The sequence below is a fragment of the Salipaludibacillus aurantiacus genome, assembly GCF_900111295.1.
Lineage (GTDB): Bacteria > Bacillota > Bacilli > Bacillales > Salisediminibacteriaceae > Salipaludibacillus > Salipaludibacillus aurantiacus.
Genome location: NZ_FOGT01000003.1, coordinates 256,379 through 271,621 on the forward strand (window position 1 = coordinate 256,379; position 15,243 = coordinate 271,621).

Below are 15,243 nucleotides of genomic sequence, written 5' to 3' on the forward strand. Positions count from 1 at the left end.
GGGAATTTCTATGTTGAAAAATAGAAAATGGCTTGGAGATGAGCGCCGAAATGAAATACTTACACTCCTGAAAAATACAGCTGCCCCTATAACCGGTGGTGAACTCGCTGAACGTATGAATGTCAGCCGGCAAGTGATTGTCCAGGATATTTCATTATTAAAAGCCAAAAATTATCCGGTGATGGCAACAAGTCAAGGATATATTCTCACAGAAAATAATGACACTGGAGAAGGAATAAAGCGGATCGTCGCTTGCTACCATGGCCCGGAACAAACAGAGGAAGAGCTGCTTCTGCTTGTGGATCAAGGTGTACGGGTAAATGACGTGAAAGTTGAACATCCGATTTACGGAGATATAACAGCCAGTATTATGGTCAGCAACCGGAAAGAAGTCTATCAGTTTCTGAAAAAGATGGAACGAACAAAGGCCAGCTACTTGTCTGAGCTGACCGGGGGAGTGCACTTGCATACAATTGAAGCAAATTCTGAAAAAGATTTAGATGATGCGGTAGATGCGTTAAACGAAGCAGGCTTCTTATTAACAGGTGAACCCCGCCATTAGCATGTAGAGCTTACCAGAAAGTAAGGATATCCAAGATCCCAATGGCAATCATAAACGTGCCGGCTGTCCTTTGAACATAAAGGCCGATCCGACGGCCTTTTTTCATGACCTTTCCACTTAAACCCAAATACCAGATGGCAAAAATAACAAACAGAAACGGGATGGAAGTCCCAATTGCAAATAAACTCGGCAGGACAGCGCCATACCCTGTTGCTAAAGTCAGTGGCATTAATAATACGAAAAACAGGATAAACATTGTTGGACAAAAGCCCAGGGAAAAACTGAAACCAAGCATAAAAGCTCCCCATTTCCCTTTCCGTTTTTTATTGCCGGACGGTTTCCACAGCTGCAGATTCCAGCGCATCGTAAAAAAGCCAAGCATATAAATCCCAATAAGGATAAGGACTGGTCCCAGTATTTTTCTCATCGGCTCAAAAAATAACGGCAATTGCTGCTGGAATTCCTGTCCAAGCAGAAAGACAATCAAACCTAATCCTGAAAAAGCAACGATTTTTCCAAAGACGTAGAAGAGGGTATCTGACCAGGAAATACCTTCTTTAAGTGAATTCGTACCGTATAAAGTAATGGCGCTTATGTTCCCCGAAAACTGGCAGGGGGCTAAGGCACCGACTAATCCAAGCAGCAAAGCAAACAGCAACGGAACGGACTCCATGCTGTTTGCTGCATTCATAAACGGCTCCCGCAGAAACTGGCTGATTCCTTCTATAAATTCAAACATGGAGGACACTCCTTCCGGGAGGTATTATTCAATGTGATTTTAGCATATTCCAATCTGTATGATAGGATATAAATGTGAACTTTTTGCAAGGTTTTTCAATAGTTATAAAATCGTTAAAAACCGAAACAGGCAAGATAACGTCTCTAATAGTTTATCAGATTGGACATAAAAGGAGAATTTATATGCGGCTCGTTTTATTTGGCGCAACTGGAAGAGTAGGAAAAGACGTTTTAAAATTGGCTTTGGCAGATGGGCATGAGGTTACAGCTTTCGTCCGTTCAGCCGCTCGGCTGCCACAAAGCCTTTCCGGAAACAGAATGTTAAAAATCCACCAAGGGGACGTGTTAAACAAGTCAGATGTCGAAGATGTGATGTCGGGCGGCTATGATCTCGTCTTCAGTGCCTTATCTACTGATAAATCATCTACCCTTTCCAAAGGAGTCCCTCATATTATAAACGCCATGTATAAACACGGCATAAACAGGTTCATATCCATTGGCACTGCAGGAATACTGCAAGCCCGTTCTGCTCCCGCCCTTTACCGCTTTCAATCAAGCGAATCCAGGCGGAAAAGCACAGCTGCGGCTGAAGAACACCTTGCTGTTTATAAGTCCCTGGAAAAAAGTACGCTGGACTGGATAATATTCTGCCCTACTTATTTGCCAGACGGTGAAGCCACTGGAAATGTTATATATGAATTGGATAAACTTCCGGAAAACGTCAAAAAAATATCAGTCGGTAATACGGCTCAGTTTTCTTATTCTCAAATGTTTAATGACTCATTTACAAGGCATCGGATCGGTATTGGCGAGACCGAATAGGGGAAAACCCTCGGGTAAAGGAAACACAGCGAACTTCCACACGGATGTGGTGACTTCGGCGTTTTCACAGGACGTGAAGGGGTTAGCCGAAGATCCCTGCGACGATGTTGCACTTATGCCTGTGGTGTAAGCCTTCGCCGAGAGTGAACCCACAGATTAAATTATTAGTGTACAAGCCCCTGGGCAAGCGTCCGCCTGGCGGACTGAAATCACTCCTTTTCTCAAAAAAAACAGCCGAACAAAATTCGAAAATTTTGTTCGGCTTTCTTTATGATTACTATTCTTTTGTCCCAGCCTCTTCTTTCCCTCACTATTAACCTGCCGATTCTCTTATGGCCCCTTTTTGGAGCTGGTACATGTTGTAATAACGCCCCTTCACGTCCATCAGTTCATCATGGCTTCCCCGCTCGACTATTTCCCCTCGGTTTAAGACCATAATCTGATTGGCCTGCCTGATTGTTGACAGACGGTGGGCAATCACAAACGTGGTTCGGCCTTCTTTTACAACTTCAAGTGCTTTTTGAATAACTTCTTCTGTTTCAGTGTCAATATTAGCTGTGGCTTCATCCAATATCAATATAGGTGGATTAAATACGAGGGCCCTCGCAAATGATATCAATTGGCGTTGTCCGGCGGATAACGTACTTCCTTTCTCTTTTACTTCTTCATCAATTCCACCAGGCAGCGAGTCAAGCATATTTCCTGCCCCTACCTTGCGTAGAGCGTCTATGATTTGCCCGCGTGAAATAGAAGGGTCGTTCATACTCACATTTGAGGCAATGGTGCCTGTAAACAGGAAAGGGTCCTGAAGCACAATAGCCATATGTTCCCTTAATTCCTGCTTTGTCATTGAATGAATGTCAACACCATCCACTGTAATTTCACCTGCCTGGTGATCATAGAACCGGAAAAGAATATTCATAATTGAACTCTTACCGGAGCCCGTATGCCCCACAAAAGCCGTTGTCTCACCTTGACTGGCCGAAAAAGAAATATTTTTCAGAACGTACTGATCTTTCTCATAAGCAAATGAGACATCTTTAAACTCTACCTCTCCTTTAAAACGTGGCCGCCTTTCTTCTGTTAATGGTATGCCTGTTTCATCCATTAAATTAAACACCCGCTCTCCGGCAATTCTCGCTTCTTCCAGTTGGGCGAGCTGATTGACAATGCCGTTCAACGGTTCAAAGAGCCGGTTTATATAATCTACAAAAGCGTAGACGACTCCAAGGCTGAAAACCATCCCTACACCTATAGAACCACCGCCGAAATACCAGATTAAAGCAACAAACCCCGCATTTCTAAAGAAATTCAATAAATTAAAAGACGTCATGGCATTTAACGTAAGAAGTTTATTGTTATATTTAAAGTGTTCCTGATTCAGTTTTTCAAATTCGCCGGTAATTTCTTTTTCACGGCCAAATGCCTGAATGATCGGCATGCCTTGGATGTTCTCGTTAATTTTCCCATTAATATCGCTTAGCTTTTCACGGATCACTCGATTATATTTTCCGGCATACTTGCGGTACAAGGTCATCCAGACAATCAATACAGGAATGATCGTCAAAGCAGCCAAGGCCAGTCTGGAGTCGAGAATAAACAGGGCTGTAAAGATACCCGCCATATAAACCAGACTTGTAAAGAAGGTAGCTAATACACGGACATAAAGCTCTCTGATCGCCTCAGTGTCATTAGTAATTCTTGAAACAATCTTCCCCGTCGGCATACTGTCGAAGTACTGAACCGGCAGTTCATGGACTTTCGCAAAAACGTCTTCTCTCATTTTCTTAATAATCCTGTTTGCAGATGTCTGCAGCCAGAAACTCTGATAGTAATGGAACACCGAAGAAATTAAAATCAGAAGAAGGTACCCTCCCATCAACAGCAGCAGATACGGTATTTCCTGCTGGAAAAATGAATAAATTTCTGCCTGTGTCATAGGTGCAGCTTCATAGACTGCCGAATCGTCCCCTCTTGTAATAGTCATTTCGTGATTTTCATAGTTTCGTTCTCCGTCAAATTCTACAGGACTGTCAATAAAATAATAGGTGAGGCCGACTTGAAGCAGGTTAACCTCCCGATCCGCCTGCCAGTCTGCTTCCATACGGTCGGAACGAACAAATTCCCTGCCCTTGTAGCTGACATCTCCTTCTTCCACTTCGACCCAAGGCTGTTCAATACCGATAATATGATTATCAATCATCGTTTTAGCAATAAACGGACCGGTTAATTCCGCAGCAGCAGCAATCGCCAGAAAGAAGAGTGCAAGTAAAATCGTTCGTTTGAATTGAACGGCGTATTTTATGAGCCTTTTATCTGCATCTTTCATGAGGCAGGCACCTCCTCTTCTTCTGTCTCTGCATTGGCGGATTGCTGTTTTGCATATTGTTCAGCGTACCAGCCTTCTAGTTTTATCAGGTCTTCGTGTGTTCCTGCTTCAGCGACTCTGCCGTGGTCCATAACAAGGATGAGATCGGCATGCCTGACAGCCGACATCCGGTGGGCAGCAATAAATGTCGTTTTACCAGCTCTTTCGGAACGAATATTTTTAACTATAACCGATTCGGTCTTAGCATCCACTGCCGATAAAGCATCATCAAGCAGCAGCAGTTCAGGATCTTTAATTAACGCCCGTGCAATTGCAATTCTCTGCTTTTGTCCTCCGGACAGTGAGACGCCTTTTTCACCAACCAGGGTCTCAAGGCCATGCGCAAACGTTTCTATATCTGCAGTAATGGATGCCTGGTCCATGACCCTCTGAAGAGCCTCCCCGTCAGCGTGCGGATTTCCGAACAGGATGTTTTCCCTGATGGTCTTTGAAAACAAAAATTGGTCCTGCGGGACATAACCGATCCATTTTTTCAATTCGCTTAATGCAATTTTTTCTACAGGTATACCTGAAACGAATAACTGGTTTTTTTCAATCGGATACTCCCTGAGCAACTGTTTAAATAAGGTTGTTTTTCCGCTCCCAGTCTTTCCTGTAATACCGACGTTGTAACCTTTCGGAATGTGCACATTTATGTTTTTCAGCACTTCCCCGCCGGACGAAGGATAGTGAAAGGAGAGATTCTTAATATTAATAGATTCCAATTCTCTCATTCCCCGCCCTTCGCTTTTCACGTCTTCTGTATAGCTTAATGTCTCATTTAAACGATCCATTGATGCATTCCCGCGCTGCATCACATTCATTAATTCACCAAAAGCAAACATCGGCCAGATAAGCATACCTAAATAAATGTTGAACGAGACAAGCTGTCCTAGAGTAATCTCATTTCTGAAAACGAGAAACGCCCCGTAACCCAGTCCGATCATATAGCTCATACCGACTAATATTTTTATCGTCGGTTCAAAAAGAGCGTCAATTTTTGCTACTTTAATATTTTTATCCAGTACATCCTGTGTCTTATTGTTAAAGCGGTTCTGATCATCTTTTTCCTTCACAAATGCTCTGATAACTCTTATCCCTGAGATGGATTCCAGCACTTGATCGTTAAGATCACCAAAAGCTTCCTGCGCTCCCATGAAGCGTTCATGAATTATTTTTCCGTATTTTTTCATCAGCCACGCCATAAGAGGCAAAGGTAAAAACGCGGCAATAGTAAGCTTCCAGCTGACAAGGAAGCCCATCATAAATAAGATAATAATCAAAAACACGGTGGCATCCACAAGCGTTAATACCCCAAACCCTGTCGTGAGGGAAATGGCTTTTAAGTCATTGGTAGCTTTAGCCATTAAGTCCCCTGTTTTATTTTTCTCGTAAAAAGTCGGTGTCATTTTCATTAAATGGTTCATATATCTTGATCTCAACGTTCTTTCAATAATGAAGGCCCCTCCAAAAAGCTGACGCATCCAAGTGAACGTAATGGCATAAATTACCGCCATAAGAACGATAAACAGGAGAATGTAATTTCTCAGGCTCTCTTCTGTCAACCTCCCCTGGTGAACGTCATCAATTACGAGACCAATCAGCCTCGGCGGGAGGACCTCTAAAAAACTCGCGAAAATTAACAACCCGATTGCTGTGATGTAGCGCTTTTTATGCTTCTTAAAAAACCAAGTCAATTTCTTTAATACTGAAAACATAGATTGTCACTTCCTATTCAATTTAACTCAGTAAACTAACCTCCGCCTGTCGTTTCCTCCTCTGTTTTTCTAACTCTTCTACCCATTCTCACGTGCAGCATGTTCATCCCTCCAAAATAAATTTTATGTGAACGGACAGAGCCGTTAACACCTGTGATTCATAGACGCTGTTAAAGAGGAGTGATACCTGCGTTTAAATACCAAGGAGTCTCCAGGATGGCAGGCAGCACAAAAAGTTCTATTTCAATAATTACGTCTAACAGTGTTTAATCAGTAATAAAAAAAGCATGAGATTAATTAATCCCATGCGCGAATTACATTTTTTTACAGTTTCAAGTCATAAAAAAACACATGGTTTTCCTATCCATGTGAACAACTAAAAAACTTCTGTTAACAGAACTGGTGTTTTTTAAGAAGGAGACCGGTCAGCCGCAGCATGGACGAGACATTGGTATTCAATTAGGTGAATGTTCATTACTCTCTTTTTCATGCTGCTCTCCTCCTTTCAAAATTTTTAGATAACTTTCATTTTTTATCTTACACCGGGGGCAAGCCCCCAGTCAATACAGTTTTCCAATTTATATGTTGCCTAACCTTTTTCCCCATTCATACCATTCATGGTTCTTTTTTATGTTTAATTTTTTCTTAATATTACGGCGGTGGTTTTCTACTGTTTTTACAGAAATATTTAAAAGTTTAGCCGAGTCAAGGACAGAGTACCCGCGGACTTTAAGAGTAAATATTTCTTCTTCCCTAGGTGATAAATCACTTGGAATTTCTTCTCCATGGATGTTTTCATCACCAAACACTTTCAGTATACTTTTTTCACCGCTAATCACTTTTTCAAAAAAGACCATTAATTCATTTAAGGAGGATTGTTCATAAAAAAGGCCATCCAGCTTATCTGTCTCTAACATGTCTTCCAGTTCCCTGACTGGTTCTGTATACATAAATACTTTTTTGCACCCGGGGGCCTGGGTTTCGAGAAGTGACACAATATTTCTTAACCCGCCCGGCCCTGCCAGACGGACATCAATGACAATTAAATCGAATGCATACTGTTTTAAAGCGTAGACAAGCTCTTCAGCAGACTCACTCATCACCATTGATTCGATTGGATGAACATCTTTGATCAGCTGGATCAGTCCATATCGGAGAAGTTCATGTTTCATGGCTGTCAAAACCCTCATTTTCCTTCCTCCTGTACACATCAGTATGTATTGATGCTGTTAACGTAGCATCTTCGCGCGGCTTATTCAAGTTTGAACGGCTTAAAAACTCACTTCACAATTAAATCACTCCTCGTTCAAAAAACGCTCACAAATTCACAATAATATAAGGGAAAACACCTATCAACGAAAGCTGTAATATTTATTACTATTTAAACAGTGTTAAACCATGTGCAAAATAACACATAAATTTTTTAATAAAGGGTAAAGAGTGGCGTACTTATTTTATCATTTAATACCTTTTGCTCTCACACATATATAAAGAAAGGAATGTCCTCTATGTTTTTTGAAAACGATCCGGTCTTATTAAGCCGAATTTTGACCTATGTTACGCTTGGTTTCCATGTCATTTTTGCCACAATAGGTGTCGGAATTCCGTTAATGATCGCCATTGCTGAATGGATTGGAATAAAGCGGAATGACCCTCATTATACACTTCTTGCAAGACGTTGGGCCCGCGGCTTTGTGGTGACAGTGGCTGTAGGGGTAGTTACAGGTACAGCTATCGGTCTTCAGCTCAGTCTGCTGTGGCCTAATTTTATGCAGGCCGCCGGCCATACGATCGGCCTTCCTATGTTTATGGAAGTATTTGCTTTTTTCTTTGAAGCTATTTTCCTTGGAATATACTTATATACCTGGGACCGGTTTAAAAGCAAGATGAAACACTTTTTACTTATTATACCAGTAGCCATTGGCGCTACCGCGAGTGCTTTCTTTATTACCACGGTAAATGCGTTTATGAATGTGCCGCAGGGATTTGAATTTGTTAATGGCGTATTAACAGATGTTAATCCACTTGCAGCTATGTTTAACCCGGCTACACCGACGAAAGTATCCCATGTGATTCTGGCATCTTATTTAACCTCTGCATTTATTTTAGGGGCTATTGCAGCGATTCACCTTATCAGAGGAAACAAGCATGTTTATCACAAGAAAGCCCTTCACCTGACAATGGTTTCGGCAGCTATTTTTGCAATTGGGACAGCGTTAGTAGGAGATTTTTCAGGGAAGTATCTTCATGAGTACCAACCTGAAAAATTAGCAGCTGCTGAATGGCATTTTGAAACAGAATCAGAGGCTCCACTTATTCTCGGCGGTATTTTAACAGAAGATAACGAGGTTAAGTATGCATTGGAAATTCCATATGCCCTTAGTATTCTGTCAGGAGGGACCCCAGACACTGAAGTGAAAGGGCTGAATGAGTTCGATCCAGAAGTGCTTCCGCCATTGTGGATTCATTATTTCTTTGACCTGATGGTCTTTATCGGCATGTTCCTGGCGACAGTTTCAATTTTATTCGTCGTATTAAGCCGAAAGAAAGGCTGGAACCCGTTTAACAGACCTCTTGCGTGGATGATAGCAGCAGGCGGACCTCTGTCGATGCTGGCCATCCAGTCAGGATGGGTCTTTACGGAAGTCGGCCGCCAGCCTTGGATATTAAGAGGTTTAATGACTACTGCGGAAGGAGCGACTACTTCTTCGCATGTCGGTTTAATGCTGATCCTGTTCTCGGTCTTATATTTGGTTCTTGGAGTAACGTGCGCCGTGGTGTTAAGGAAAATGTTTAAAGGAAATCCAGTGGAACACGAACTGGAAGAGCGCGGAATCAGCCAGCCTACAGCCTAATAAAGAGAGAAGGTGATTTAAATTGACTTATGAAGTAATTGGAATTACAGTATTGTGGATATTTCTTTACGGCTATTTAATTGTGGCGTCGGTTGATTTCGGCGCCGGATTCTATAGTTACTACACGAAACGCACCAATAAAAACCATATCATTCACGACATTATTCAGCGTTATTTATCGCCCGTCTGGGAAGTTACAAACGTGTTTCTTGTATTCTTCTTTATAGGTATTGTAGGCTTCTTCCCTGCTACCGCCTTTTATTATGGAACGGCATTGTTAATCCCCGGGAGTGTGGCGATAATTCTGCTTGCTATTCGGGGCTCTTACTATGCCTTTGCCACGTATGGCGCACATGAAAGCAAAATATACACCTTTTTATACGGAGCGACGGGGCTTTTAATTCCTGCATCCTTAACGACTGTATTAACTATCTCCGAAGGCGGGTACATTTCGTATGAAGACGGAAATGTTCAGCTGCTCTACGGAGAATTGTTTGGGAGTCTTTATTCCTGGGGCGTTGTTCTTCTGGCGATTGTAAGTGTCTTGTTTATCTCAGCTTCTTTCTTAACTTATTACGCCTCGCGGGCTAAAGACAGAAACGCACTGGCCTTGCTTAGAAAGTACGCTCTTATTTGGTCTTTTCCCTCTATAGGAATGGGGGTCGTTGTCTTTTTATTGTTAAGCCAAAGAAACGCCGAACATTTTCAGAACATGGTAGATATCTGGTGGGTTTTCGCTTTGTCATTAGCAGCGTTTGCCGCAGCCACATATTTGATCTGGCAGAAAAAAGCATTGGGCGTTGCCTTTATCATGGTGATGATTCAGTATTTCCTGGCTTTCTTCGGCTACGGCGCCTCCCACCTTCCTTACCTGCTGTATCCGTATTTAACCATTTATGACGGATTTACGAATGAAACGATGGCGATCGCTCTCATTGCGGCATTTATTGGCGGTCTTGCTATGCTTATCCCTTCATTATATTTATTGATGAAACTGTTTTTGTTTGATGCCGATTATATCGAAGGTAAAAAATAACTGAAGTTAAGGAGGTCAACTTATGGATCTGCACTGGTTTTTAATTATGGTAGCCCCGCCAGCAATGGTTATTGTCACAATTATAGGTCTGTTTTGGTGGGGCGCTAAAGGAAACCCTCCTTCATTTATTTCTGAAGAGGAAAACAACATCCGAAAAAGAAACAAGCGGGACAGCTGACCTTCCCCTGATCCTTTTTAGAGAAGAAAAAAGGCGGTATGAACCTCAAAAGAGTTTCATACCGCCTTTTTGGTTATTCCTCTGACAAAATATCGCTTATATCTTCAAGTGTCTCATTTGTTAAATTAACATCAATCGCTCTTATGTTTTCTTCCACTTGTTCAGGCCGGCTTGCACCAATAAGGGCGCTTGCTATATTTTCCTGTCTGAGAACCCAAGCCAGAGCAAGCTGTGACAATTTAATATTATAATCAGCCGCTATCCCGCTCAGTTTCTCGACTTTATCCAGTTTTTCATCTGTCAGGAAGCGGTCAATAAACTTTTTCTGTTCCGGGTTTGAAGCTCTGCTGCCTTCAGGAATTTTTCCGCCTTTTCGATATTTCCCAGTTAGTACCCCCTGGGCCAGAGGTGAAAAAACAACTTGTCCAATGCCGTGCTTTTCGCCGACTGGTATGACCTCTTTTTCTATATACCTGTTCAGCATATTATAGACCGGCTGATTGACAACAATCCGGTCCAGAAGTTTCCGGTCAGCAATTCTCACAGCCTCTTCTAGTTGTGCCGCTGACCATTCACTGACACCGGCATAAAGTATTTTACCTTGGCGGATGAGATCATCAATAGCTTTGAGCGTCTCTTCCACCGGCGTTTCAGGGTCATATCGGTGACAATAAAAGATATCCACATAGTCGAGTCCTAACCTCTTCAAGCTCGCATGCAGCTGTTCAAATATATGTTTTCTGGACAGCCCTTTATCATTCGGCCCTTCTCCCATCGGCCCAAAAACCTTGGTGGCGAGCACATACGATTCTCTTGGATATTTTCTTAAAGCTTCACCGACTACTTTTTCTGCTTCTCCCCGGTTATAGACATTGGCTGTATCAAAAAAGTTTACTCCTGCTTCATAAGCAAAATCAATGGTTTTTACAGCCCCGTCCCGTTCAACGCTGTCTCCGTATGTCAGCCAGCTTCCCAGGCTGATTTCACTCACTTTTAAGCCTGACTTTCCCAATCGGCGATAATTCATTTTAATCCTCCTTTACTTTAACAAGCATATAGTCAGTTCAATTTGTAAACGCGTGCTTCATATGGCCGAAGCGTGAAGCTGGAAATACTTTCGCTTTCTTTCACCTCATAGTTACTAATAAGCAGTGTTTTATGATCAAATGCAATGTCTTCAGGCAACTCGAATACCGGCTCCCCTGCAAAGAAATTTAAGATGACTAACAATTTTTCTCCGTTTATAGACCTCGTATAAACATAAAGTTCTTCATGGTCTGCCATGTACAGCTCATAAGACCCGTAAACGATCACATCTTCCTGCTTACGAAGTTCGATCAATTGTTTATAATAGTTAAAGATAGAATCCGGATCGGACATTTGCTGTTTTGCATTAATTTCCCTGTAATTTGGATTCACTTTGATCCATGGCGTGCCTGTCGTAAACCCGCCGTTTTCGGAATCATCCCATTGTACAGGAGTCCTCGCATTATCACGTCCGGTGGTCCATATTTTATTCATTACTTCTTCATGTGAATAGCCCCGCTCTTCCGTATATTCTTTATACATATTGTGAATTTCCACATCACGGTAATCCTCTATTGAAGGAAAGCGGACATTCGTCATTCCGAGTTCTTCTCCCTGGTAAATATACGGCGTCCCTCTCATCGTATGAAGGTAAGTCGCTAACAGCTTCGCAGAATGTTTATGGTAGTGCTTATCATCTCCAAACCTTGATACTTGCCGTGGTTGGTCATGATTATTAAAATACAGGCTATTCCACCCTCCGCCTTCCATTTCTTTATCCCACTTTGTCATAATATGTTTCAATTCCGGCAGTTCCCACTGCCGCGTCTCCCATTTCCCTGCATGCGTGCCGGGCTGGGCATCCACTGCCATATGTTCGAACTGAAAGACCATATTTAAAAATCCGACGTTTTCATCAGTCATCTTTCGAGCAGAGTCGATAGGCAAAAATGCTGTTTCACCGACCGTCATAATATCATAATGTTTTAATACACGTTCTTTCATTTCCCCTAAAAACTCCATCAGTCTCGGTCCATTTGCAAAATGTTCAGCAGCAAATTGATAGTCGGAGTCCGGGTCCTTGACTGAGGCATCCGGCAGCCCGGGAGACTTGGAAATATTATTTATGACATCCATCCGGAATCCGTCAACCCCCCTGTCAAGCCACCATGTCATCATTTTATATACATCGTTCCGCACTTCAGTATTTTCCCAGTTCAGGTCCGGCTGGCGTTTTGTAAACAGATGAAGAAAATACTGGTTTGTCCGGTCGTCATATTCCCAGGCAGAGCCGCTGAAGAAAGACACCCAGTTATTTGGTTCACTTCCATCTGGTTTAGGATCTCTCCAAATGTAATAATCCCTGTATGGATTATCTTTCGATTGCCTTGATTCCACGAACCACGGATGTTCATCGGAAGTATGATTGACCACAAGATCCATAATCAGCTTGATTCCCCTGTCATGCAAAGCATCGAGCAGTTCATCCCAGTCTTCCATCGTTCCGAATTCGTCCATAATTTGCTGATAATCGCTGATGTCATACCCATTATCATCGTTAGGAGACTTGTAAACTGGAGACAGCCATACCACATCCACACCTAACTCCTGTAAATAATCAGCTTTTTCAATGATTCCTTGCAGGTCCCCAATACCGTCTCCGTTAGAGTCATTAAAGCTTCTGGGATAAACCTGGTAAACTACTGCCTCTTTCCACCATTGCCTTTTCATGAAAACGCCTCCATTTTAAGTTGTTAAGTAACGTCCTATGTATGTCTTTATAGCTCTTATTCTCCCATATCTGAACGCTTCCGTAAAGTAAACGTTTACGTATAAAGTGTGAACATTTTGTCATAGGAAATTAGCAGAACAATGCCTCATAGAAAAAACGTATAAGAATAAACCTCACCTTCAAAGGCGAGGTCTATTATCTGAAACTAGTTTGTAGATTCTTCCTTTACAATCTGCCGGACAAGCGGTTCAAACCATTCAGAAAGAGGTTTAAAGCTGTAGCCATTTGCTTCAGCTAAAGAGACATCCTGATAAGCCGAAACCGGAAAATTTAAAGGTGAACTTTCTGCCCCGCTGCTGGTTGGCTCTATAACTGCTTTCTTTTCTGACGCTGTTTCAATTAATTCAATCATCTTGCCGAGTGTAATCTGATCTGGCGAAGATGAATTTACCGGTCCTGTAAATTCCTGAAAGCCCGTCCAGTAAAGGAATTCTGCTAAATCGTCTGAATCTACAAATGATACGGCTGCTTCCGGATGATCCAATCCGATTCTTTGCCCGGCTAATACTTTTCGCGCATGGTAATGAAGTCTTTCAGTATAATCATCCGGACCAAAGACTACGGGCGGGCGAGGTGCTGCTACCGGAAACTTTGCTTTCTGGAAAAAAACTGCTTCAGCCTGGCGTTTTCCTTCACCGTAATCAAATTGTTCTTTTCTCCCTGAACGCCATTCATGGGAATAAGGATCAAAATCTGTTTCATTTTTTTCTGGTTTCTCATTAAACTCATAAACAGATAAGGTTGAGGTTAATACATAACGGTCTGTTCTCCCTTCAAAAATTTCACAGGCATCCAGAGCATCATCCGGAGAAAAGCAGATTTGATCATAAATGACGTCCCATTCTCCATCCTGAAATGCTTTTTCCATTGACCCGCGGTCAAATCTGTCCACCTTGATATGATGAACCCGTTCTCCAAATGGGTGCGGTGTTTCTCCCCTTGTAGCTACAGCCACTTCATCTCCATTGTTTAATAGTTTATGAACCAGCCTTTTCCCAAAAAACTTTGTTCCGCCTAAAACAAGTATTTTTCTCATTTTATCACTCCGATCATTCGTATTCAGACAATTCTTATTGGTCTATTTTAGTATAACAGGAGTGAAAATAACAGCGTTCCGTTAATTCGCCATCTTAAGTACAGATATTAGCTGAATTGTCAAAGATTTGATGGAAAGGCCGCTTTATTTATGAGAAAATTTAATAGATATCGCGCTTTACTCCTGGCAAGGACGCTGCCTTTATAACGGCTGTGGAAGGTGAAGGATTAAATTTCGAGAGCGGGGGACAAATGATGAAACAAGTTTCAAAGTGTATGATGGGAATGCTTGCCTTAACAGTTTTGGCAGGCTGTGCAAACAGTGAAGAAAATGCAAGCGGGGAATCTGATGACATTGGCGGGCAGATGATTTTAGCTACTACTACCAGTACATATGACAGTGGGTTGCTGGATGAACTCGTTCCTGTATTTGAAGAAGAAACGGGCACGGATGTTAAAATTATTTCAGTCGGCTCAGGCCAGGCGTTAGCTATGGGCGAAAATGGAGAAGCTGATGTTCTGCTCGTTCATGCCCCTGCTCAGGAAGAAGTCCTGGAGGAGGAAGGCGCAGTAATTAATCGTCATAGAGTCATGCATAACGACTTTGTGATATTAGGTCCTGAGGATGATCCGGCGAATATAAACAGTTTACCTGTTGATGAGGCCTTGTCATCTATTGCAGAAGATAACCACTCTTTCTATTCCCGAGGTGACGATTCAGGAACGCATTTTAAAGAACTGGATTTATGGGAGAGTGCGCAGATAGAACCTGAATTTGAAGCTTATGAGGAAACAGGACAAGGTATGGGAGATACACTCAGAATAACTGCGGAAAAAGATGGTTACACCCTGTCAGACCGCGGGACCTTCCTTTATTTAAAAGATGTGCTGGATCCTCTTTCTATTTTAGTGGATGGTGACCAGTCACTGGAAAACATTTACCATGTGATGCAGGTGAACCCTGACTTGTCAGATCAAATTAATGCTGAGGCTGGCGAAGCATTTGTATCATTCTTTGTACGGGACGATACTCAGAGCATAATAAAAAATTATGGAATAGACGAATGGGGAGAGCCTTTATTCTTCCCTCATTTAATAGACTGACAGACGTAG

13 protein-coding genes are annotated in these 15,243 nt (G+C 42.3%); 6 read left to right on the forward strand and 7 right to left on the reverse strand.

What is annotated here, in order from left to right; translation table 11 throughout:
* Positions 1–10 precede the first annotated feature (10 nt).
* The gene (locus tag BMW59_RS05150) at positions 11–562 is read left to right on the forward strand and encodes a transcription repressor NadR (RefSeq protein ID WP_093048237.1); all 552 of its coding nucleotides are present in this window, start codon (positions 11–13) and stop codon (positions 560–562) included.
* Between the two features lie 10 nt (positions 563–572).
* Here the strand turns inward: BMW59_RS05150 and BMW59_RS05155 are convergent, their stop codons facing one another.
* Positions 573–1,301, reverse strand: coding sequence for an urease accessory protein UreH domain-containing protein (locus BMW59_RS05155; RefSeq protein WP_093048240.1), 729 nt, complete (start codon positions 1,299–1,301; stop codon positions 573–575).
* A gap of 182 nt (positions 1,302–1,483) precedes the next feature.
* Between BMW59_RS05155 and BMW59_RS05160 the strand changes: the two genes are divergently transcribed.
* Positions 1,484–2,122: an NAD(P)-dependent oxidoreductase gene (locus BMW59_RS05160; protein WP_093048243.1), complete on the forward strand. Its 639-nt coding sequence runs from the start codon at positions 1,484–1,486 to the stop codon at positions 2,120–2,122.
* Positions 2,123–2,435: 313 nt separating this feature from the next.
* Here BMW59_RS05160 and BMW59_RS05165 read toward each other — a convergent pair whose 3' ends face one another.
* The 3 genes from BMW59_RS05165 to BMW59_RS05175 form a co-directional block, all read right to left on the reverse strand.
* On the reverse strand, positions 2,436–4,451 hold the full coding sequence (locus BMW59_RS05165; RefSeq protein ID WP_093048246.1) for an ABC transporter ATP-binding protein: 2,016 nt from the start codon (positions 4,449–4,451) through the stop codon (positions 2,436–2,438).
* Positions 4,448–6,208, reverse strand: coding sequence for an ABC transporter ATP-binding protein (locus BMW59_RS05170; protein ID WP_093048249.1), 1,761 nt, complete (start codon positions 6,206–6,208; stop codon positions 4,448–4,450). Before BMW59_RS05170 ends, BMW59_RS05165 begins: the two co-directional genes overlap by 4 nt.
* A 578-nt stretch (positions 6,209–6,786) precedes the next feature.
* Positions 6,787–7,398, reverse strand: a complete 612-nt coding sequence (locus BMW59_RS05175; RefSeq protein ID WP_177174189.1) for a response regulator transcription factor — start codon at positions 7,396–7,398, stop codon at positions 6,787–6,789.
* Between the two features lie 318 nt (positions 7,399–7,716).
* Between BMW59_RS05175 and BMW59_RS05180 the strand changes: the two genes are divergently transcribed.
* From BMW59_RS05180 to cydS, 3 genes are read left to right on the forward strand one after another with little or no spacing between them, the layout of a single operon-like run.
* On the forward strand, positions 7,717–9,063 hold the full coding sequence (locus BMW59_RS05180) for a cytochrome ubiquinol oxidase subunit I (RefSeq protein ID WP_093048256.1): 1,347 nt from the start codon (positions 7,717–7,719) through the stop codon (positions 9,061–9,063).
* Positions 9,064–9,085: 22 nt separating this feature from the next.
* A complete protein-coding gene (locus BMW59_RS05185; protein ID WP_093048259.1) occupies positions 9,086–10,099 on the forward strand; it encodes a cytochrome d ubiquinol oxidase subunit II in 1,014 nt (337 codons plus the stop codon).
* 22 nt (positions 10,100–10,121) lie between these two features.
* A complete protein-coding gene (gene cydS, locus BMW59_RS21535) occupies positions 10,122–10,277 on the forward strand; it encodes a cytochrome bd oxidase small subunit CydS family protein (protein WP_177174190.1) in 156 nt (51 codons plus the stop codon).
* A 73-nt stretch (positions 10,278–10,350) separates the two neighbouring features.
* Here the strand turns inward: cydS and BMW59_RS05190 are convergent, their stop codons facing one another.
* The 3 genes from BMW59_RS05190 to BMW59_RS05200 form a co-directional block, all read right to left on the reverse strand.
* The gene (locus BMW59_RS05190) at positions 10,351–11,304 is read right to left on the reverse strand and encodes an aldo/keto reductase family protein (protein WP_093048262.1); all 954 of its coding nucleotides are present in this window, start codon (positions 11,302–11,304) and stop codon (positions 10,351–10,353) included.
* Between the two features lie 32 nt (positions 11,305–11,336).
* A complete protein-coding gene (locus tag BMW59_RS05195; RefSeq protein ID WP_093048265.1) occupies positions 11,337–13,034 on the reverse strand; it encodes a glycoside hydrolase family 13 protein in 1,698 nt (565 codons plus the stop codon).
* A gap of 206 nt (positions 13,035–13,240) precedes the next feature.
* Positions 13,241–14,131 (reverse strand): NAD-dependent epimerase/dehydratase family protein, encoded by an 891-nt coding sequence (locus BMW59_RS05200; RefSeq protein ID WP_093048268.1) that lies wholly within the window; start codon positions 14,129–14,131, stop codon positions 13,241–13,243.
* Between the two features lie 251 nt (positions 14,132–14,382).
* Here BMW59_RS05200 and BMW59_RS05205 point away from each other — a divergent pair, with 251 nt between their 5' ends.
* A complete protein-coding gene (locus BMW59_RS05205) occupies positions 14,383–15,234 on the forward strand; it encodes an ABC transporter substrate-binding protein (protein WP_093048271.1) in 852 nt (283 codons plus the stop codon).
* Positions 15,235–15,243 lie beyond the last annotated feature (9 nt).